This is a genomic window from Embleya sp. NPDC059213, from assembly GCF_042754445.1.
In the GTDB taxonomy this organism is placed as follows: Bacteria; Actinomycetota; Actinomycetes; order Streptomycetales; family Streptomycetaceae; genus Embleya.
In genome coordinates this window covers 1-19448 of the sequence record NZ_JBHZAV010000059.1, presented here as the reverse complement: position 1 = coordinate 19448, position 19448 = coordinate 1, and the positions used below count along the sequence as shown (strand labels likewise).

Here is a 19448-nt window from a genome sequence, read left to right as displayed (position 1 = left end):
CAACGCACCCGCGATAAGAGTTCGTTCTCACCCTGCGAACCGGACCGACGGGCCGGGCGGCCGGAGACCGATCCCGCCTACCGAAGCTCGGTGAGCGCCAACCGCTCGACGTGCCGAGCGATCCTTCGAGCCCGCGTCCGGGCCCGCTTGGCATCGGCCACCGAAAGCAACACCTGATACCGCCGACTCGCGCTCAACGCCGAGAACGCCACAGCCGCAGGCGGACACGCGTCCAGCGCCACCCGCAGGTCCGCCGGTACCTCCGCACTGCGTGGCGGCTCCATCGCCGCGTCCCAACGCCCGTCCGCCTTGGCGGCCTCGATCCGAGCCAACCCCGAGGGCCGCATCCGCCCGCGCTCGATCAGCGTCTGCGCCCGCCGGCAATTGATCCTCGACCACCTGCCGCGCGCCCGACGCGGGGTGTACCGCTGCGCCCACCACCCCGGCGGCGTACCACCGGAGAACGCCTTGCCGTCGATCCAGCCGTAACACAACGCCACGTCCAACGCCTGCCCTCGGGTCACCGACGGCTCCGCCGTGCCCTTCTTCGCCAACGCCACCCACACCCCGTCCGAGTCGGCGTGGTTCGCCTCCATCCAGCTCCCGAATGCCTCCGCCGAGGCGAAGTACAGGGTCTCCTCACCCTCGTCGCCGCTCATGGGCGCACCTTCTTCTCCGCCAGATCCCCCAACAACCCACCCAGAATCTCGGCTCCGTGATCGGTCAACACCGAAGCCGGATGGAACTGCACCGAAGCGAACCCGGGCCCGCGCAGCGCGTGCACCTCGCCACTGCCCGCGTCGCGGAACACCTCGACCGCACCGTCCCGCACCGCGCACCGGATCGAATCGGTAGGGCTCGATGCCGCGAACGTGTTGTAGAACCCGACGCGTTCGGCCCGCCCGAAGCAGTCGACGGTCCGTTGGGTGCCCTGATTCGGCAGCGGATTGCGCACGATGTCCAGGCCGAGCATCGTGCACAACACCTGATGGGCCAGACATACCGACAGGAACGGCGTTCTTGCCGCCAACAGCGTGCGCGTCACCTCCCGGATCCGGGCGATCTTGGGATGCGCGTGATCCCGCGGATCCCCGGGGCCGGGGCCCACGATGACCAGATCGTGCTCGTCCAGGCGATAGTCCTCGTCGAACCGCCGCACGGTCACCACCAACCCCTGCGCGACCAACAGGTGTCGACCCATCGAGGTGAAGGTGTCCTCGGCGTCGATCACCAGCACGGTACGACCCGCCAACCTCGGTTCGGCCCGGGTGCGTTCCCCCGGCCCGGCGAACCAGAAGCCGGCCAACGGCCGGTTCCGCGCCGCCAACGCCCGTCGCACCTCCGGATGCTCGCCGAGATCGGCGCCGGTACCGGCCGACCGGCCGACCGCACCGCCCACCGGGCCGCGCAACACCTCCAGCAGGCCCGCCGCCTTGGCCCGGGTCTCCGCAGCCTCCGAGGCCGGGTCCGAATCACGCACCAGCGTCGCGCCCACCGGGATCCGCACGTGTCCCGCCGGATCGACGTCGGCCGTCCGGATCAAGATCGCCGAGTCCATCGCCCGACCACCGTGCGCGTCCCGCCCGATCAAGGCGACCACGCCCGCGTAGTAACCGCGCCCGGCCGGTTCGTGCCGCGCGATCACCCGGCACGCGCTCTCCAACGGGCCGCCGGTGACCGTCGGCGCGAACATCGTCTCGCGCAACATGTCCCGTACGTCCAGCGAACTGCGGCCCTCGATCAGGTACTCGGTGTGGGCCAGCCGCGCCATGCGTTTCCACCGCGGTCCCACCACACGACCACCGAGGTCGCACACCCGGCCCATCATCTTGAGTTCCTCGTCGAGCACCATGTACAGCTCGCCGGCCTCCTTCTCGTCGGCGAGGAAGTCCAGCACCTCGCCCAGGTCCGGTCCACCGTCCGGATACCGATACGTGCCACTGATCGGATTCATCACCACGGTGCCCGCGTCCAGGCTGATGTGCCGCTCCGGCGAGGCGCCCACGAACGTCCGGCCGGCCGTGTGGATCACGAACGTCCAGTACGAACCCGGATCGCGTCCGAGCAACCGACGGAAGAAGGCCAACGCGGTATGCGGCGACCAGTTGCCGATCTCGACCCGGAACGAGCGCTTGATCACGAAGTTGGCGCCGGTACCGCGCCCGATCTCCTGCGCCAGCACCGTGCGCACCGTATTCGCGTACTGCTCGTCGTCGGCGTCGAAGCCGCCGCGGCCCAGCTCGATCGGCCCGTCCGGCAGCCGATCGAGGATCTCCGCGACGGACACCGCGTCCTGGTCCACGATGGTCATCGCCAGCAGCGGTGCGCCGTCGTCGGGAAATTCGTAGCCCCGCTCACCGATCTGCCGATACGGCAGCACGGCCAGCGTCTCGTGCCGGCCGCGACCGCCGGCCGGCGGCAGCGGGATGTCCGCGATCCGGTCCGGCTCGGTGATCCGCCCGATCAGTACGTCGATTCGCTCGGGACCGGCCGCGCCCGGCCGATGCAACAACGCGAACGGCGGCGGGTCCGGGGCCAGGACGCGATCCAGGACGGATGGTTCGGGCAGCGGGCCGGTCATCGCCGCGCTCCGCCCGACATCGCCGCCGACATCGCCAACGCGACCCGGGTGGACACCGTCACCGAGCACCGGGACGCCACATAGTCCAGCGCCATCCGGTGGTACCGCGGCGAGAAGTCGGCCACCGCGTCGGCCACCACGAAGGTCTCGATGTCGTGCGAGAAGGCCTCGTGCGCGGTCATCAGGATGCCCACGTGCGCGTAGACGCCGCAGATCACCAACTGATCCCGGCCGTGCGCGCGCAGCAGGTCGAGCAGGCCGGTGCGAAAGAACGCGCTGGGCCGCCATTTGGTGAACACGGTGTCCGCCGCGTTCGGCGCGATCCGGTCCGGGATCATCCGCTGCCCGGGCTCGGCGGTCATCCCCGGGCCCCAGAAGTCCTTGAGCAGGCCGCGCTGTTCGTCGCTCATTCCGCCGGGTTGCGCGGTGTACGCGACCGGCGCTCCGCATTCGGCGAACCGGGCCCGCAGCGCCGCGACGTTGTCCATCAGGTCGGCCATCGGCGCCCGGTCCGCGTCGAAGGGCCGCAGGAAGTAGTGCTGTAGATCGTGGATCAGCAACACCGCGCGCGCGGGATCGATCGTCCAGGACGCGACGTTGCGCGGCAGCTCGTCCTCGGTCGGCATGGGGTAGGACGCGATCGCCGGGATCGCCATGACGCCTCCGTTCTCGTGCGGTGGGGGACGCTCGACAAAGCGCGCGCTCAGTTGCCCAGCGCGGCGCCGCCGTCGACCGTGAGCTCGTGGAGCGTGATGTGCGCGGCGCGGTCGGAGAGCAGGAACAGCACCGCGTCCGCGACGTCTTGCGGGCGGGCGAGTCGGCCGAGCGGAATGCCGACCCGGAAGGTGGCCGCGGTGCCCTCGATGGAGGCGGCGCGCGCGTCGCCGTCCGCCCACAACGAGGTCAGCATCGGAGTGTCGGTGGAGCCCGGGGCGACCACGTTGCACCGGATGCCGTGCCCGGACAGTTCCAGGCCGAGCGACTTGGTGTAGACGGTCGCCGCGGCCTTGGACGCCGCGTACGCCGCCATGTCCCAGCGCGGGGTGCCCGCCGCGTTGGAGGCCACCGTGACGATCGCGCCGCTCGCGCGCGGGATCATCCGGCGGGCCACCGCGCGGCAGACGTGAAAGACGCCGGTCGTGTTGACCGCGAAGGTCTGCTCCCAGTCCCGATCGCACAGTTCGACCGCGGCGCCGGTGCGCAGCACTCCCGCCGCGTTGACCAGGTAGTCGATCGGCCCGAGTTCGTCCTCGACGCGGGCCACCACCGCGTCCACGTCCGCGCTCGATCGCACGTCGGCGGCGTATCCGCGCACGCGGTGTCCGGCCTCGGTCAGTTCCTCGACCGGCGGGCCGAGCGCCTCGGCGTTCGCGTCGAGGGCCGCGACCGCGATCCCCTCGGCGGCCAGCGCGCGCGTCACCGCGCCGCCGATGCCGCCTGCCGCCCCGGTGACCAGGGCCGTGGTGTCCCGCATCGGGCCCACCTCACTTCCGCTGTCGTCGAGATGTGCGGGGTCGTCCGGTGAGCGCGGCCACCACGTCCGGGTCGATGCCCAGGCAGCGCACCGAGAACGAGCCGAGCGCCGCCAGGTAATCCGCTTCCAGGTCGGCCTCGTCGATGCCGCCGGCCCGACCGCCCTCGACCAGGACCCGACCCGCGACCACGACGGTGTCCACGTCGGTGGATCCACCGAGTGCGAGGAAGCCCTCCAGGGGTCGCGGGTTGAGCAGATAGCGCCAGTCGTCGGTCGGGATCAGTTGGAGGTCCGCCTGCTTGCCCACTTCGAGGCTGCCGATCTCCGCGGCCCAGTCCAGGCCGCGGGCGGGCAGCCGGGTGGCCATCGCCAGCGCGTCGGTGGGCAACACCTCGGTGGGATCGGCGTACATCTCGTTGTACATCTGCCAACAGGCCCGCATGGCCTCGGCCATCCCGCCGATCGGCAGCGAGGCCCCGTCCGTGGACAGCGAGACGTCCAGACCGGCGCGCCGGAATCGGGGCATCGCCCGGGTCTCGGTCAGTGCGGACTCCCCGGCCGGACCGTACTTCGCCGGCGAGTGGCTGATGTGCGCGTTCGCCTCGATCAGCAGCCTGCTCTCGTCCTCGTCCGCGAACGCGCAGTGCACCGCCATGAACCGGTCCGACAGCAGCCCGAGTTCGGCGAAACGGCGGACCGGGGTGTTGCCGTGGTAGGCCAGCATCACCGCCGACTCGTTGCGCAGCGCACCCACGTGCGTGCCGAACGGGACGTCGTATCGATTCACCAACTCGGCCAGTCCGGCGCCGAGTTCGTCGCTCATGTTGGTGCCGTAGACCGCGGTCGGCCAGGCCCGGACCAGGTCGTCGGGGGCGGCCGCGACCTCGCGCAGCACGTCCTCGATCCGGCGCAGTTCGTCGTCCGCGTCCCGGGTGCGACGAAAGCGTGTCTCGCCCGCCGCGCACACCGCGTCGCTCGCCCACGTGCTGACCACACAGCGCATGCCCAGGTCCCGCGCCGCCCGGATCAGCGCCTGGGGCCGGTTGAACGAGCCGACGTCGCCGAGGGTGGTCGTACCCGACCGCAACTGGGTCCACATCGAGTAGCGCGCGATGGCCGACGCCTCGTCCGGGGTGAGCAGTTCGAGCTGATCATGGAAGACGTCGAAGGCGGTCGAGATCTGTCGGACGTCGCCGCCCAGGGCCATGAACGCGGGTTTGTCGTCCCGGTCGGCGGGCGGACGCAGGGCCCCCTTGAACGGGAAGCGCAGCGCGAACATCTCGTGCCAGTGCGCGTTCACGAAGCCGGGCAGGATCATCTTCCCGCGTGCGTCGATCGTGCGCAGGCCCGCCCGCAGCGCCGGTGTCAACGCGGCCTCGACGTCGGCGGTGGTTCCGATCGCGGTGATCCGCCCGGCCTCGACCAGGACCGAGCCGTCCGGGATCACTCGTGCGCCGGTGTCTCCCGGATACAGGCAGCCGCCGCGAACCAACAGCGCGCTCATCGCTTCGCCCCCGGCGACCCTTTCGCCCCGGCCGAGGCCAACCGCTCGGTCCACGCGTCGATGGTCGGTTCGGCGGCCAGATCGCGGAATTCGATCGCCAGGCCCTGCCGTCGCCACCGGTTGACCAGCCGCATCATCTCCAGCGAACCCAGGCCGAGCAGCACGAGGTTGGCGTCGCCGGCGATCTCACCGGGCGGGGTGCCGATCATCGCCGAGACGCTCGCGCGCAGGTCGGCCGAGGTCGGCGGCGCGGGAGCGGGAGCCGGCCCGGCGGTCCCGGCCGTACCGCCGGCGCCGGCGTTGTGGTCGGTGCCGGCATTGCCGGCGGTGCTGGTGGTGCCGTCCATGTGCGGTTCACCCTTCCCGGTGTTCGCAGACGCTTGCGGCCGGTCCCCAATTCCGGCTCAGTGTCGGGTCGTTCGCCGCGGCCGTGAGGATCTTCTTGTCCACCTTGCCGAGCGCGGTCAGCGGGAAGGCGTCGACGTGTTCCATCCGGTCGGGCAGCTTGTACTCGGCCAACCCGCGCTCGTGCAGGACCCGCTTGAGGTCGGCCAGGGTGGGTGGTTCGCCGCGGCAGATCACGAACGCGTGGATGCGCTCGCCGAGGAACTCGTCCGCGACCGGGACCACCGCGGCGGCGTCCACCGAGGCGCAGCTCAGCAGGTGGCCCTCCACCTCGCCGGCGGCGATCTTGTCGCCGCCGCGGATCACCACGTCCTTGAGCCGTCCTTCGATCACCAGGCGCCCGGCCGGGGTCAGTCGGGCCAGGTCGCCGGTGCGGTAGAAGCCGTCCGAGGTGAAGGCACGCCTGTTGTGCTCGTCGGCGCGGTAGTAGCCACGCAGTGTGTACGGGCCGCGGGTGAGCAGTTCGCCGACCGTGCCGAGCGGCACGTCGGCGTCCTGCTCGTCCACCACGCGCACCTCGTCGGCCGCCGAGATCGGGCGGCCCTGCGTGGTCAGGACCGCCTCCGCGCAGTCGTCGGCGCGAGACATCGCAAGCAGGCCCTCGGCCATCCCGAACACCTGCTGCAATCTGCAGCCGAAGCCCGGCTCGATCCGGGCGGCCAGTTCGACCGGCAGCTTGGCACCGCCGATCTGGATCAGCCGCAGGCTCGACAGGTCCGCCGCTCCCCACTCCAACGCCTCCAGCCACAGTCGGGCCACGGTGGGCACGACCGAGGTGAAGGTGACCCGCTCGTCCTCGACGGCACGAAAACAGTCGTCCGCGGAGGGGTCCTCGGCCAACACGACCGTGCCGCCGGCCCCGAGCGTGCCGAGCACACCGGGGCAGCCCCAGGTGAAGTTGAACTCCACCGGCAGCGCGGCCAGGTACACGTCGTTTGGGCCGACCTCGCATACCTCGGCCGCGGTCCGGATCTGATACGCGTAGTCGTCGTGTGTGCGCGGAATCAGCTTGGGCAGCGCGGTGGTTCCGCCGGAGAGCAGGAAGAACGCCACGTCCGCCGGGTCGTTCGCGGGCAGCGGGAGCGGATCCGCGTCCACGCTCGCCAGTGGGACCACCGCTGCGCCGGCCGCGGCCGGCGGGTCACCGTGCACGAACACCGTGCGCATAGTCGGGATCTCGTCGAGCATGCGGAGTGCGAGACCGGCGTGGTCGAAGCCCCGATGACGATCGGGCACCACGTATCCCGACGCCCCGGACGACGCGCACAGGTGCCGGATCTCGTTGGCACGGTGCGACGCGAGCGAGAACACCGGCTTGACGCCGACCCGGAACAGCGCGAACGCGACGATCACGAATTCGGCGACGTTGGGCAACTGCAGCACGACCCGCTCGCCGGGTCGCAGGCCCAGCCGGCGGAAGCCGGCCGCCGTCCGGTCGATGCGATCGGCCAAATCGCGGTAGGAGTAACGGCGTTCGCCGCCGACCAGGGCGGTGCGGTCGCCGTGCGTGTCGGCCCAGACCCGGGGCAGGCCGCCGAGGTCGACGCCCGGCCACAGCCCTTCGCGTCGATAACGCGCGGCGACTTCCGCCGGCCACGGCACACATCCGTCCGGCATCGGTCAGCCCTCCTTCGCGGGCTCGTACGGGGCGACGATCTCCAGCACCACGCAGTCCGTCTCCATGCCCGGCCCGGCGCACAACAGCAGGACGTGATCGCCCGGGACCACCTCGCCGCGGGTCCACACGTGTTCGAGGCCGATGAACGGGTCCGCCGCACCGGCGTGCCCGAGCGTGCGGGTGAGTTCCCAGGTGCCGCGTGTGTCGTCGATGCCCAGCGGGTCGAGGTAGATGCTCTCCAACGCGCCTCGGGTGTAGCCGGAGTGGCAGATCCGGGCCACCTTGTCCAACGCGAGACCGGCCTCGCCCAACGTATGTTCGACGGTCTCGGCCACCACGTCACCGAAGTGCCCCATCGGCGGGGCCACGCCCTGGGCCCACTGCTCGCGCCAATAGGCGCTGCGCTCCTCGAAGTTGAGTGAGCGGCCGATGGTGATGCCGGGCGGGAAGCGCTTCTCGCCGCCTCGGTGCAGTTCCTCCATCGACGGATTCGACACCGCCCCGAAGGCCAGCACCCGGGCGAAGCCGGCCCGCCGGGATACCACCGCCGCCGCGCCGCCGTCCGCGAGCAGGAACAACTTCGACGCCCGCCAGCGATCCACCAGCGGGGTACCGAAGTTGTCTCCGCAGGTCAGCAGCACCGCGTCGTGCTCCGGGTTGCCGAGCAGCCGGTACGCGGCGCTCTCCAACGCGGCCAGCGAACCGAGGCAACCCGGCCCCACCTGGACCGCGGTGATCGGCCGATCCAACGTGTTGCGCAGCACGTAGTGCGGCGCCGACCAGCCGTCCGGGCCCTGGTGGTGGGTGGCGGTGTGCAGCAGCGCGCCGAAGTCGTCCCGGTCGTGGCCCGACCGGCGCACCGCGACCTCGGCCGCCCGCACCGCCATGTCCGGCCCGGGCAGGTCCCCGGCAACCATCACCGACTCCATGCCGGACGCCTCGCGGTCCGCCGGGTCGTACCAGGACGCGCCGACCGCGAACGCGGTGCTCACCACATCGGGTCGATACGTGCCCACGCCCGCGACGAATACGTCCTCGTGGAACCTCATCACGCGTCCTCCTCCCGCGCGGGCACCAGGTAGCGCGCCACGCTCTCCAACTTCTCGCAGGTCTCCTCGAACTCCCGTTCCGGCGTCGAGTGGCCGACGATGCCGGCGCCCGCACGCAGCCAGGTGTGCCCGTCCTTGCGGTAGGCGCTGCGCAGCACCAGGGCCGCGTCCAGTTCGCCGATGTGGTCCACCGTGAGCACCGCGCCGCTGTACAGGCCCCGCGTGCCGGGCTCGTGTCGGCGGATCGAGGCGTACGCGGCGTCCTTGGGCACGCCGGACGCGGTCACCGCCGGGAAGACGGCTGCGAAGGCGTCCCAGATGCCCGCGCCCGGCGCCAGTTGTCCGCAGACCTGCGACGCCAGGTGCTGCACGCTGCCGCGCTCGCGTACGGTCATGAACTCGGGCACCGACACGCTGCCCCGCACACACACGTCTTCGAGTTCGTCGGTCCCGGTCTTGACCGAGATCGCGTGCTCGTAGACCTCCTTCGCGGAGGCCAGCAGGTCGGCGCGCAGGTTCTCGTTGACGAGCAGATCGGGGGTCAACGCGCGGGTGCCGGCCAGCGGTTGGCTGACCACGGTGCCCGCCGCGGACACCTTGACCACGATCTCCGGGCTGAAGCCGATCGCCTCGATGCCGCCGAGGTCGAGCAGGAACGAGCGGGCCGGGTCGTTGCTCCGCCGACCGGTCACGTAGGTGGCGATCAGGTCGATGTCCTCGTCCACGTCGACCACCCGGGAGAGGATCACCTTGTGCAGGTCGCCGTGGTTGATCTCGTCCACCGCGAGCTTGACCGCCTCGCGGTACTCGAACTCGCCCCGGCCGTGCACGTCCAGCGGTCGGGCCGGCTCGGCGGACCCCGCGACCGGCGTGCCGATCGTGGTCATCAGGGCGCTCAGCGTCTCCTGGTCGACCGCGCGCAACAGCGCGTGGCCGTCCTCCAGTCGGACCTCGGCGCGCGGCACCACCAGGTGCAGCAGCCGCTCGTCGCCGACGTGGGTGAGGTCGCCGTCCTTGGCGTAGGAGAGTTCGAACGCCGCCCAGCCGTACGCGCGCCACTCGGGCACCGCCACGGTGTCCAGGAGTCGGGACACCAGGTCCAGCGGCCGGTCCTCCCAGGGCAGCACGGTGTCCGGCTCGTGCTCGCGGCTCAGCCTGGCACCGTGCCGGTCCAGCGTGAGTTCGGCCCGTACCCCGCCCGCGTACGCCCACATGCCGTCGTTCTCGTAGACCACGTAGGACGCGTGCAGCCCGGAGCCGGCCAGTCGGGCCGCGACGAGCAGCGGCTCCTCGGCGAGCGGGATCTGCGTCTCGAAGTAGTGCAGCCACCTGGTGGGACTCATCTGCGAGCGTCCTCTCGTAGCGGTCGGGACCGCGCGTCGACGACCGCGACGCACACAGGCCGCGGGCCGGGGCGGGGACGGTGGTGGGGCGCGGCGGGCCGGAGTCGGACCGATGCCTGGGGTTACCGTCAACGACGATACGGAGGTAACCGGGTGCGAACCACAAGCCCGCGATAAGGGGTTCTTCTCGAAACGCGAAGTCGGCGCATCCCGGGGGAATGCGCCGACGTGGGGGTCCGACCGCCACCGGGACCAGGCGGGGTCCGGCCGTGCGCCGCTACCGCGGCCTCAGGTCGTCGTCCTCCTCCTCGATCGGCGCCGGTACCGCCTTGGGGCCGAACAGGCGGCGCAACACGGGTTCGGCGTAGCGCGCGGTGAAGGGGCCGGCGACCACCAGGATGAGGACGTAGGCGGCGGCGAACGGTCCCATCCGGGGTTCGACGCCCGAGGTCGCGGCCAGGCCGGCGATCACGATGGAGAACTCGCCGCGCGCCACGAGCGCGCCGCCCGCCCGGTAGCGGCCGGGTTTGGCGATGCCCGCGCGGGCGGCGGCCCAGTAGCCGGTGGCGATCTTGGTCAGCGCGGTGACCAGGGCCAGCGCCGCCGCCGGCAACAGCACGCCGGGCAGCGCGCTCGGGTCGGTGGACAGGCCGAAGAAGACGAAGAAGACCGCCGCGAACAGGTCGCGCAGCGGCGCCAGCAGGGTCTGTGCGTGTTCGGCCACGTCACCCGAGATCGCGATGCCGACCAGGAAGGCGCCGACGGCCGCGGAGACCTGGAGCTTGTCCGCGACGCCGGCGACCAGCAGGGTCAGGCCGAGTACGCCGAGCAGCAGGAACTCCGGCTCCTCGCTGGAGAGCGCCTTGGAGATCCGGCCGCCGTGTCGGAGCGCGAGGAAGAGCACGATGCTGATCGTGCCCAGCGCGATGGCCACGGTGAGCGAGCCGCCGAGCAGCCCGACGCCGGCCAGCAGCGCCGTGAGGATGGGCAGGTAGAGCGCCATCGCGAGGTCTTCGATGACCAGGACGGACAAGACGACCGGGGTCTCCCGGTTGCCCAGGTGGCCCAGGTCGCCGAGTACCTTCGCGATCACCCCGGACGAGGAGATCCAGGTGACGCCGGCCAGTGCGAGCGCGGCGGTGGTCCCCCAGCCGAGCAGCAGCCCGGCCAGGAAGCCGGGGACCGCGTTGAGCAGCGCGTCCATCGCGCCGGCGGGCGCGGCGGCGCGCAGGTTGGTGACCAGTTCGCCGGCCGTGTACTCCAGGCCGAGCAACAGCAGGAGCAGGACCACACCGATCTCGGCGCCGATCTCGATGAAGTCGTCGCTCTGCGAGAGGTCGAGTACGCCGCCGTGTCCGAAGGCGAGGCCGCCGAGGAGATAGAAGGGGATGGGTGACATCCCCATCCGGGTCGCGACCCGGCCGAGGATGGACAGGCCCAGAATGATGGCGCCGAGTTCGATGAGCAGTGTTGCCGGGTGCATGTGGGGCTGTGCTCGCGTCGTTCGCAGGGGCAGGGGCGGTCTGCGGCTCGAACGCGGGTGAGGGAGTCCGCGGTCGGGTGGGTCAGTCCTCGGCGAGCAGTTCCGCGAGCGCCACGGCCTCGGCCCGGGTCAGCCGTACGCCCGGGCCACAGGCGTCGGGGTCGTCCACGTTGTAGAACGCGATCCGTCGCACGCCGTCACGGCCGGCGACCACGGAGATGGCCCGACCGGCGGCGGTGGAGAGCGTGTACTGCGTACCGATGCCCGGGAGGGGGGTTTCGCTGATCGGGACCTGGCCGCCCATGAGGTTCTCCTGTTCGAACATAAGGGGCTTCAGGTTAGGTGCAACAGGGTGTCGATCGGTGTTCTTCCTGGGTTTTGATGCGGCCTTGGCCCGGGTTTGCACTGTTTGCCCGCAGGGACGTGGGTGGATTTCGCCGGATCGGCCGGCCGGCGGAGGTGGGTGGGCGCCGACGGGGTATCCGGGAGGCATCGTCGCCGCCGCGACGTGTCCGGGCCCGCCCGGACCCAGCCCTCGCCAGGAGGTTGCCGTGACCGATCCGTGGCCGGATCCGCTGCCCCCGATTCCGCCGATGCCCGGTCCGCGCCCGCTGCCGGAGCCCGGCCCCGAACCGCTCCCGCCCGACCCGGGCGGCCCACCCGTGCCACCCGTGCCGGACGAACCCGACCCGGAACCGATGCGCTGACGCACGGTTCGACGCCGCCGACCCCGGGCGCTCCGCGTGCCGAGACACGCCGGGAGCGCCCACCGGCGCACGCCACCGCCCTCCGCCACCCACCAGGGGCCCATCCGGGCCCCGCGCTCCCGGGGCTCCGGTCGAGCCGGGTGTGGTCGCTCTCGACGCCGGACGCGGCGGGCGGCGAGAAGCCTCACCGACGCGAGCACCGCGGTGGCGGTGCCGGGCACCGGCGGCTGCGCCTCCCGGAGCACCGTTCGGGAGCGTCGCCGGGCCGTACCTTGCGGCAGCAGGCCGCAGAGAGCGCGAATGCGATTCCCGGCCGCCGGTTGCGGCCGGGTGTTGCTGCTTTCCCGTGGGGGAGAGCCTGGGCTGTTGGTTCGTCAGCGGATCGGTACGCCCGACAACGTTCGCGCGATGACCAGGCGCTGGATCTCGCTCGTGCCCTCGAAGATCGTGTAGATCGCGCTGTCCCGGTGCATGCGCTCGACCGGGTATTCGCGGGTGTATCCGTTGCCGCCGAGGATCTGCATCGCGGCGGACGTGACCCACTTGGCGGTCTCGCCGGCGTACAGCTTGGACATCGAGCCCTCGGCCGCGGTGAACGGCTGGTTCGTCGCCGCCATCCACGAGGCCCGCCAGGTGAGCAGCCGGGCCGCGTCGATCCGGGTGCGCATGTCGGCGATGGTGAACGCGACGCCCTGGTTGTCGATGATCGGCCGGCCGAACTGCTCGCGGACCTGCGCGTATTCCAGGGCCACCTCGTAGGCGGCGCGCGCGATGCCCACCGCCTGCGCGGCGACCGCCGGGCGGGACGACTCGAAGGTGGCCATCGCCGCGTTCGAGCGCCCGGACGTGCCGGACCTGGCGCGCGCGAGCCGCTCGTCCAGCTTGTCCTTGCCGCCCAACAGGCAGTCGCCGGGGACCCGGACGTGGTCCAGCACCACCTCGGCGGTGTGCGACGCGCGGATCCCGTGCTTCTTGAACTTCTGTCCCTGGGACAACCCGGGCGTGTTCGGCGGGATCACGAAACTGGCCTGGCCGCGCGAGCCGAGGGCGGGGTCGGTGGTGGCGACCACGACGTGCACGTGCGCGATGCCGCCGTTGGTGGCCCAGGTCTTGACCCCGTTGAGGATCCAGTCGCCGGTGGCCTCGTCGAATTCGGCGCGGGTGCGCATCGAGGAGACGTCGGAACCGGCGTCGGGCTCGGAGGAGCAGAACGCGGCGACCCGGACGTCGTCGGTGGTGCCGAACAGTTCGGGTGCCCAGGTGATGATCTGTTCCTGCGTGCCGTTGGCCACCAGGCCGGCCGCGGCGAGCGCGGTGCCGGTCAACGCCAGGCCCAACCCGGCGTCGCCCCAGAAGAGTTCCTCCATGATCAGCGGCATGCTCAGGCCGGTGGGGTCGAACGCCTGGGTGGTGAAGAAGTCGAGGGAGTAGAGTCCGATCTTGGCGGCTTCCTGGATGATCGGCCAGGGGGTCTCCTCCCGCTCGTCCCACTCGGCGGCGGCCGGGCGCATCGTCTCGGCGGCGAAGGTGTGCACCCAGTCGCGGATGGTGGTCTGGTCCTCGTTCAGCGCGAGGTTGAAGGCGGTCATGGGTGGTGGCCCCCGGGACATCGTCGAATTGTTACCGGCTGGTAGCTTGAGTGTGTCGTCGCCGCCCGAGGCCGTCAAGAGGCCCGGGAATACCGGCCGATCGGGTTTGCCCAAGCCACGCACCGCGGTGTCCGGCGGCTCGCGCGACGGCCGCCGACGTCCCGTCGGATGCCGGGTCGCGTCGGGTCAGATGCCCGGTCGATAGCGGATCGGATGCTCGTCCGGCACCTGCACCACACAGATCCGCACCCCGTCCGGATCGGCGATCCACATCTCGTCCAACCCCCACTCCTCCCGGCGCGGTTCGCGCAGCACGGTGGCGCCCCTGCCCAGGAGTTCCTTGTGGGTGACGCCCAAGTCCCGCACCTGGAGCCACAACCGCAGATCCGCGCAGCCGGGCCCGGTCTCCGTCGCGGTGCCCGAGACCTCCAGGAACCCGCCGCCGAGGAAGAACACCGTCCCGCGATGTGTCCCGGTCCCGAACTCGCGGGCGATCGCGAGTCCGAGCACGTCGCGGTAGAAGGCCAGCGAACGATCGAGGTCGAGGGGGCGCAACAGGATGCGGCCGGAGAGTACGTCCATGCCTTCAAGCTTCGCCCCGGGGCCACGATTTCGAACCCTTTCGGGGCGGTGTGTCCCACCCCTGCACGGATCGCCGCCCCGCCGCCGCCCCGCCCCGCGTGCCCGTCACCGGCCCGCATAAAGATCCGGACGCGAGCCGCCCGGCCGGCAGGCTGGGACCTCGACGAAGGGTGGTGCCACATGGTGGGGAACGCGGAGCGGGTGCGCGGGAGCATGTTCGGCCTGGCGTACGGGGACGCGTTGGGCGCGCCGACGGAATTCCTGTCCTACGCGCAGATCGTGCGCCGATACGAACTGCCCGGCCCGATGGACCTGGAAGGCACGCCCGCGCTGGTCACCGACGACACCCAGATGGGCCTGGCGGTGGCCCACGCGCTGATCGACGCGCGGACGAACGCGGGGCCGCACGCGCGGGCGAACGGGTGGGTGCTGACCGCCGAGCAGTTCGCGCCGTTGCTGATCGAGCGGTTCCTGACCTGGTGGGACTCCCCGGACAACACCCGCGCGCCGGGGCACACGTGCATGTCCGCGTGCGCCGAGTTGGCCGCCGGCCGGAGCTGGATCGACGCGACCCGCCGCGGCTCCAAGGGCTGCGGCGCGAACATGCGGGTGACCCCGCTGGGCCTGGTCGACCACCTCGACGAGGCCGCGCGGTGCGGTGCGGCGCAGCTCCAGGCGGCGATCACCCATGGTCACCCCACCGCACTGGCCGCCTCGGACCTGACCGCGACCGCGGTACACGCGCTGCGTACCGGTGTGTCGATCGCCGACCTGCCCGCGTACCTGCGTGCGCACGCCGAGGCGCAGCGCGAGGTCTACCACGCCGACTGGCTCGGCGAGGACCTGTGGCGCGGCCCGTTCGCGGACACGCCGGAGGGCTTCATCGCGCGCGGCTGGGACGAATGCCTGGGCGTGCTGGACCGGTTGGACAGCGCGCTGCTGGAGCGCGATCGACGGTCGGATCCGTGCCGGATCACCGGCGCCGGCTGGATCGCGGAGGAGGCGTTGGCCACGGCCGTGTCGTGTGTCGCGCTGTATCCGGACGACCCGAGGTCGGCGCTGGCCCGGGCCGCCGCCACCTCCGGCGACTCGGACTCGATCGCCGCGTTGACGGGCGCGATGATCGGCGCGGTGCACGGCCTCGACGGGTGGCCCGCGGCCTGGCTGGAGCGCATCGAGTACCCGGTCGAACTGTCCGAGGTGTCCGAGGCGCTCCGGATGTGACGCAGGTCGTGGTGTCCGGGACCGCTTACGGGTAGTGATGGCGCCATGGGAAAGATCCATGCCGCCGACCGGGCGGCCTTCGCGTGGGTGGCAACGCATCATGTGCCGTGGGCGAACAAGGCGCTGCCCGCCTTGTCGCGCGCGGCCAACCATTCGCGTCTGTGGGCGGTGACCGGTGCGGGAATGGCGCTTTCCGGTGGACGCAGCGGGCGCCGGGCGGCATTGCGCGGACTGGGTTCGGTGGCGCTCGCGTCGACCGTGACCAACGTGGTCCTCAAGAGTTGGGTACGCCGGCCCCGGCCGGTGATCGACGCGGTGCCGATGGCCCGCCGACTCAGCAGGCAGCCGTGGACGACGTCGTTCCCGTCCGGGCACGCGGCCTCCGCGGCGGCCTTCGCCACCGGAGTCGCGTTGGAGTCGCGTCCGTTGGGCGTGGCGGCCGGCGCGCTGGCCGGGTCGGTGGCCTTCTCCCGGGTGTACACCGGCGTGCACTATCCGGGTGACGTCCTGGCCGGCGCGGCGCTCGGGGCGGGCCTGGCGGCGGTGACGCTGCGCTGGTGGCCGACCCGGCCGGTGGAGGCGGCGTCCGCGCCGCCGCCGCGCGGGAAGGTGCCGGCGCTGGTCGAGGGGGACGGCCTGGTGGTCGTGGTCAACTCCTCGGCCGGCCCCGAGGGCGACGCCGCCCAGCGCCTGCGCGAACTGCTGCCGGCCGCCAAGGTGGTCGAGCGCGGCCAGAACGGCGATCTGGTCGCGCTGTTGTGCGAGGCGGCCCGGGAGGCCCAGGTGCTGGGCGTCGCGGGTGGCGACGGCAGCGTGAACTGCGCGGCGCGGATCGCGCTCGATCGGGGTATGCCACTCGCGGTCTTCCCCGCCGGCACGCTCAACCACTTCGCCGGCGACCTGGGCCTGACCCGACTGGACGACACCGCGCAGGCGCTCGCGGCGGGCGAGGCGGTGTCGGTGGACGTCGCCGAGTTGCAGCGCGACCACTCGCACCCGTTCTCCGACGACGGGCAGGAACTGGGCCCGGAGCTCTTCCTGAACACCTTCTCGCTCGGCGTCTACCCCGATCTGGTGCGCTTCCGCGAGGAGTTGGAGGGCAAGATCGGCAAGTGGCCGGCCATGCTGGTGGGCCTGGTCCGGGTGCTCCGGGACGCGGGTCCGGTCAAGATGCGGGTCAACGGCCGTCCCCGCTCGTTGTGGCTGCTGTTCCTGGGCAACGGCCAATACGCCCCGGAGGGCTTCGCGCCCACCTACCGCCCCGACCTCACCGACGGCCTCCTGGACGTACGCATCGTCGACGCCTCCCGACCGCTGGCCCGCACCCGACTGGTGGCCGCCGTACTCTCCGGCACCCTCGGCACCTCGCGCGTGTACGAGGCGTCCACGACCCGCACGATGCGCCTGTCCGAAATACAGGAGGGCGCCGAACTCGCCGTCGACGGCGAAGTCCGCCCCGGCGCGTCCCAACTCCGCATCGCCAAGGGTCGCCGCCTGATGGTCTACCGCCCGGAGGGCGCGGTACGCGACTGATCCCCACCGCCGGACCCCCGGCGCGGCCCACCCCGCTCGCCGCCCCCGCCGCCCGACCGCCTCGGGAATTCCCTGGCCGGGGCGGCGTTGGGGGTGGTGTGAACGTTGTGCCGCCGGGGGTCCGGTTTTCCGTGCTCGACAGGTCGCTCACCCTGGACGGGGAGCATCCGGCCTCCGCGTTGCGTCATGCCGTGGCGTTCGCGCGGGACGTGGAGCGGTTGGGGTATCACCGGTTCTGGGTCGCCGAGCATCACAGCGTGCCGGGCGTGGCCGGGTCGGCACCCACCGTGTTGGCCGCCGCGGTGGCGGCGGTCACCGAGCGGATTCGGGTCGGGACCGGCGGGGTGATGTTGCCCAATCACCAACCGCTGGTGGTGGCGGAGCAGTTCGGCGTGCTCGAATCGTTGTATCCCGGGCGGATCGACCTGGGCGTGGGTCGTTCGGTGGGCTTCACCGACGGGATTCGGGCGGCCCTGGGTCGGGGCAAGGACGCGGCCGAGGACTTTCCGGACCGCCTGGCCGAGTTGCTCGGCTACTTCCTGGGCACCCAGGACGCGCATCCCGGCGTGCACGCCCGACCGGCCGAGGGACTGCGCCCCGCCCCCTTCGTGCTGGCCACCGGGGCCGGCGCGGACCACGCGGCGCGGGCGGGGGTGCCGCTCGTGGTCGCCGCGGCGATCGGCGAGGAGCGCATGCTGCGCGCGATCGAGCGCTACCGGACCGCGTTTCGCCCGTCCGCGTGGTCGGCGCGGCCCTACGTCGTGGTGGCCGGCACGGTCGCGGTCGCCGAGACCGAGGAGGCGGCCCACGACCTGCTGCTGCCCGAGGCATGGGCCGCCGCGTATTCACGCACTCGAGGCACCTTCCCGCCGCTGATCCCGGCCGAGCGCATTCGCGCCGGCACACCGAGCACCCGCGAGCGGGAACACCTGGACGCGGCGCTGCGCGAGCAGATCCACGGCACCGCCGAGACCGTCGCCGCCCGGCTGGCCGCCCTGTTCGCCCGCACCGACGCGGACGAGTTCCTGGTCACCACGAGTTCGTACGACCGACCGGGTCGCCTCGACTCGGCCCGACGCCTGGCCGAACTCGCCGGCATCGCGCCCCGGATCGGCGCCGCCGCGGGTTGAGATCCGCGGGTGGTGCGGCCGGGCCGTGCGGCACCAGGCCGACCGATGGCGGCCGGGCGCGCGTGGCAGGCGGTGGGCGTTGCTAACGTGGTGCGGCCCGAGCCGGTCGTTCTGCGGGGAGGTTCCGACCGATGGCCCATGCCGGCCAGCACGCATCCACGCTGCCACACCCATACGCACCCGGGCACACACCCGCGCACGCGGCCGTCGAGACACCCGCGCAGATCGAGCGGCGCTGGATCGCCAACGTCGCCTCGGTGGTGGTTCCGGGCGTGCTCGCGCACCGGATGTTGCGTCCGTCGCACCGGATCGGCAAGCCGGACGGGCTGATGGGCAACCTCAACCGGGTACGCGCGTGGCTCGGCCTGACCATCGTGTTGGCCGTGTTCCTGCGCGGGCTGTACCAGGAGCGCACGCACGCCTCCGGCGCCACCACCAAGGTGCAGGGTGCCCAGGTGGTCGCCGAGTTGGTCTCGGCGATGGTGCGTCGGCTGGTGCTGCTGCCGCTGTACGGCATCGTCGGCATCCTGTTGATGGGCTGCCTCCTGGTGCTCTGCGCCCGGCCGCACCTGCGGTCGCTGACCATGCGCCAGTTGATCCATCCGATCCGCTCGGTCGGGTTGTTCCTGATCGTCCCGGTGCTGGGCATCGCCCTGGCCTGGGGGTGCCGCAAGGGCGCGGGACTCGGCGCCGACACCAACACGCTGCGCACCGACGGGACCGTGGTGCAGCTCGTGTTGTCGTGGGTGTCCATGGTCGCCGGGATCTGGGTCTTCGGGTTCGCCCTGGTGGCCATCTGGCAGGTGGCGCAACACCTGTTCTCGGCGGCGGACGGGCACCCGATGTTGCCCGCGCTGATGGCGATGTGGCTGGCCTGGACGTTCGCGCTCACCGACATGCTGGTCAAGACCGACAACCCGCTGTTCGCGGGCTCCGACATCGTGCCGGGCAACATCAAGGCGGTGGTCGGCGTGGGCGGTTCGCTGATCATCACCGGGTTGAGCATCTGGGAGATCCGCCGGCTCGGCCGCTGGAACGGCATCACCTGGCGCAGCGGTCCATGGGGGTCACGCTCGCCGCAGACCCGAGACGCGATTCAGGGACCTGGGCAGGGACCGAGGTAGCCGCCGAGGCCGACCACCCGGCCCCGGACGCGGGTGGGTACGCCCGGGGCGTGTCCTCGATCGCCCGCCGGGCGTCGTGGAGCCCGACGGGCGATCGAGGAC

At 71.9% G+C, this 19448-nt stretch carries 18 protein-coding genes; 5 read left to right on the top strand and 13 right to left on the bottom strand.

Annotated features, from left to right (window positions below; genetic code table 11):
• Window positions 1–77: 77 nt before the first annotated feature.
• The 11 genes from ACFXMF_RS22410 to ACFXMF_RS22360 all read right to left on the bottom strand — a co-directional run bounded on the left by ACFXMF_RS22410 (window position 78) and on the right by ACFXMF_RS22360 (window position 11782).
• Window positions 78–659, bottom strand: a complete 582-nt coding sequence (locus ACFXMF_RS22410) for a YdeI/OmpD-associated family protein (RefSeq protein ID WP_360321555.1) — start codon at window positions 657–659, stop codon at window positions 78–80.
• Window positions 656–2581 (bottom strand): anthranilate synthase family protein, encoded by a 1926-nt coding sequence (locus tag ACFXMF_RS22405; RefSeq protein WP_379988090.1) that lies wholly within the window; start codon window positions 2579–2581, stop codon window positions 656–658. Before ACFXMF_RS22405 ends, ACFXMF_RS22410 begins: the two co-directional genes overlap by 4 nt.
• Entirely contained in the window at window positions 2578–3237 is a 660-nt protein-coding gene (locus ACFXMF_RS22400) for an isochorismatase family protein (RefSeq protein ID WP_379988089.1), read from the bottom strand. Before ACFXMF_RS22400 ends, ACFXMF_RS22405 begins: the two co-directional genes overlap by 4 nt.
• 47 nt (window positions 3238–3284) lie before the next feature.
• On the bottom strand, window positions 3285–4055 hold the full coding sequence (locus ACFXMF_RS22395; protein ID WP_360321546.1) for a 2,3-dihydro-2,3-dihydroxybenzoate dehydrogenase: 771 nt from the start codon (window positions 4053–4055) through the stop codon (window positions 3285–3287).
• A gap of 10 nt (window positions 4056–4065) precedes the next feature.
• Window positions 4066–5559 carry an amidohydrolase family protein gene (locus tag ACFXMF_RS22390; RefSeq protein ID WP_379988088.1) on the bottom strand — a complete coding sequence of 498 codons (1494 nt, stop codon included), beginning with the start codon at window positions 5557–5559 and terminating at the stop codon, window positions 4066–4068.
• Window positions 5556–5906, bottom strand: coding sequence for a phosphopantetheine-binding protein (locus ACFXMF_RS22385; RefSeq protein WP_379988087.1), 351 nt, complete (start codon window positions 5904–5906; stop codon window positions 5556–5558). Before ACFXMF_RS22385 ends, ACFXMF_RS22390 begins: the two co-directional genes overlap by 4 nt.
• Before the next feature lie 7 nt (window positions 5907–5913).
• A complete protein-coding gene (locus ACFXMF_RS22380) occupies window positions 5914–7581 on the bottom strand; it encodes a (2,3-dihydroxybenzoyl)adenylate synthase (RefSeq protein ID WP_379988086.1) in 1668 nt (555 codons plus the stop codon).
• Between the two features lie 3 nt (window positions 7582–7584).
• On the bottom strand, window positions 7585–8631 hold the full coding sequence (locus ACFXMF_RS22375) for a ketoacyl-ACP synthase III family protein (protein ID WP_360321534.1): 1047 nt from the start codon (window positions 8629–8631) through the stop codon (window positions 7585–7587).
• Window positions 8631–9974 carry a salicylate synthase gene (locus tag ACFXMF_RS22370; protein ID WP_379988085.1) on the bottom strand — a complete coding sequence of 448 codons (1344 nt, stop codon included), beginning with the start codon at window positions 9972–9974 and terminating at the stop codon, window positions 8631–8633. Before ACFXMF_RS22370 ends, ACFXMF_RS22375 begins: the two co-directional genes overlap by 1 nt.
• A 277-nt stretch (window positions 9975–10251) precedes the next feature.
• Complete coding sequence (locus ACFXMF_RS22365) at window positions 10252–11457, bottom strand: cation:proton antiporter (protein WP_360321528.1); 1206 nt, start codon at window positions 11455–11457, stop codon at window positions 10252–10254.
• A gap of 82 nt (window positions 11458–11539) precedes the next feature.
• Window positions 11540–11782 carry a hypothetical protein gene (locus tag ACFXMF_RS22360; protein WP_360321525.1) on the bottom strand — a complete coding sequence of 81 codons (243 nt, stop codon included), beginning with the start codon at window positions 11780–11782 and terminating at the stop codon, window positions 11540–11542.
• 226 nt (window positions 11783–12008) lie between these two features.
• Between ACFXMF_RS22360 and ACFXMF_RS22355 the strand changes: the two genes are divergently transcribed.
• Window positions 12009–12164, top strand: coding sequence for a hypothetical protein (locus tag ACFXMF_RS22355; RefSeq protein ID WP_379988083.1), 156 nt, complete (start codon window positions 12009–12011; stop codon window positions 12162–12164).
• Window positions 12165–12538: 374 nt separating this feature from the next.
• Here the strand turns inward: ACFXMF_RS22355 and ACFXMF_RS22350 are convergent, their stop codons facing one another.
• Complete coding sequence (locus ACFXMF_RS22350) at window positions 12539–13753, bottom strand: acyl-CoA dehydrogenase family protein (RefSeq protein WP_360322561.1); 1215 nt, start codon at window positions 13751–13753, stop codon at window positions 12539–12541.
• Window positions 13754–13939: 186 nt separating this feature from the next.
• Window positions 13940–14335 carry a VOC family protein gene (locus tag ACFXMF_RS22345; RefSeq protein WP_360322558.1) on the bottom strand — a complete coding sequence of 132 codons (396 nt, stop codon included), beginning with the start codon at window positions 14333–14335 and terminating at the stop codon, window positions 13940–13942.
• A gap of 180 nt (window positions 14336–14515) precedes the next feature.
• On the opposite strand from ACFXMF_RS22345, the gene ACFXMF_RS22340 reads away from it, so the two are divergent.
• The 4 genes from ACFXMF_RS22340 (at window position 14516) to ACFXMF_RS22325 (ending at window position 19346) form a co-directional block, all read left to right on the top strand.
• Window positions 14516–15559: an ADP-ribosylglycohydrolase family protein gene (locus ACFXMF_RS22340; protein ID WP_360322555.1), complete on the top strand. Its 1044-nt coding sequence runs from the start codon at window positions 14516–14518 to the stop codon at window positions 15557–15559.
• 45 nt (window positions 15560–15604) lie between these two features.
• Window positions 15605–17092 (top strand): phosphatase PAP2 family protein, encoded by a 1488-nt coding sequence (locus ACFXMF_RS22335; RefSeq protein ID WP_360322553.1) that lies wholly within the window; start codon window positions 15605–15607, stop codon window positions 17090–17092.
• 131 nt (window positions 17093–17223) lie between these two features.
• Window positions 17224–18222 carry an MsnO8 family LLM class oxidoreductase gene (locus tag ACFXMF_RS22330; RefSeq protein WP_379988082.1) on the top strand — a complete coding sequence of 333 codons (999 nt, stop codon included), beginning with the start codon at window positions 17224–17226 and terminating at the stop codon, window positions 18220–18222.
• Window positions 18223–18353: 131 nt separating this feature from the next.
• Window positions 18354–19346, top strand: a complete 993-nt coding sequence (locus ACFXMF_RS22325) for a hypothetical protein (protein WP_379988081.1) — start codon at window positions 18354–18356, stop codon at window positions 19344–19346.
• The last annotated feature ends 102 nt before the right edge of the window (window positions 19347–19448 follow it).

What these genes read in the sequence shown, in the direction of transcription:
- ACFXMF_RS22340 (WP_360322555.1), top strand. Translation starts at nt 14,516, where the DNA reads ATGGTGGGGAACGCGGAGCGGGTGCGCGGGAGCATGTTCGGCCTGGCG.
- ACFXMF_RS22405 (WP_379988090.1), bottom strand. Translation starts at nt 2,581, where the DNA reads ATGACCGGCCCGCTGCCCGAACCATCCGTCCTGGATCGCGTCCTGGCC.
- ACFXMF_RS22380 (WP_379988086.1), bottom strand. Translation starts at nt 7,581, where the DNA reads ATGCCGGACGGATGTGTGCCGTGGCCGGCGGAAGTCGCCGCGCGTTAT.
- ACFXMF_RS22345 (WP_360322558.1), bottom strand. Translation starts at nt 14,335, where the DNA reads ATGGACGTACTCTCCGGCCGCATCCTGTTGCGCCCCCTCGACCTCGAT.
- ACFXMF_RS22395 (WP_360321546.1), bottom strand. Translation starts at nt 4,055, where the DNA reads ATGCGGGACACCACGGCCCTGGTCACCGGGGCGGCAGGCGGCATCGGC.
- ACFXMF_RS22410 (WP_360321555.1), bottom strand. Translation starts at nt 659, where the DNA reads ATGAGCGGCGACGAGGGTGAGGAGACCCTGTACTTCGCCTCGGCGGAG.
- ACFXMF_RS22325 (WP_379988081.1), top strand. Translation starts at nt 18,354, where the DNA reads ATGGCCCATGCCGGCCAGCACGCATCCACGCTGCCACACCCATACGCA.
- ACFXMF_RS22390 (WP_379988088.1), bottom strand. Translation starts at nt 5,559, where the DNA reads ATGAGCGCGCTGTTGGTTCGCGGCGGCTGCCTGTATCCGGGAGACACC.
- ACFXMF_RS22360 (WP_360321525.1), bottom strand. Translation starts at nt 11,782, where the DNA reads ATGTTCGAACAGGAGAACCTCATGGGCGGCCAGGTCCCGATCAGCGAA.
- ACFXMF_RS22370 (WP_379988085.1), bottom strand. Translation starts at nt 9,974, where the DNA reads ATGAGTCCCACCAGGTGGCTGCACTACTTCGAGACGCAGATCCCGCTC.
- ACFXMF_RS22335 (WP_360322553.1), top strand. Translation starts at nt 15,605, where the DNA reads ATGGGAAAGATCCATGCCGCCGACCGGGCGGCCTTCGCGTGGGTGGCA.
- ACFXMF_RS22365 (WP_360321528.1), bottom strand. Translation starts at nt 11,457, where the DNA reads ATGCACCCGGCAACACTGCTCATCGAACTCGGCGCCATCATTCTGGGC.
- ACFXMF_RS22400 (WP_379988089.1), bottom strand. Translation starts at nt 3,237, where the DNA reads ATGGCGATCCCGGCGATCGCGTCCTACCCCATGCCGACCGAGGACGAG.
- ACFXMF_RS22375 (WP_360321534.1), bottom strand. Translation starts at nt 8,631, where the DNA reads ATGAGGTTCCACGAGGACGTATTCGTCGCGGGCGTGGGCACGTATCGA.
- ACFXMF_RS22385 (WP_379988087.1), bottom strand. Translation starts at nt 5,906, where the DNA reads ATGGACGGCACCACCAGCACCGCCGGCAATGCCGGCACCGACCACAAC.
- ACFXMF_RS22350 (WP_360322561.1), bottom strand. Translation starts at nt 13,753, where the DNA reads ATGACCGCCTTCAACCTCGCGCTGAACGAGGACCAGACCACCATCCGC.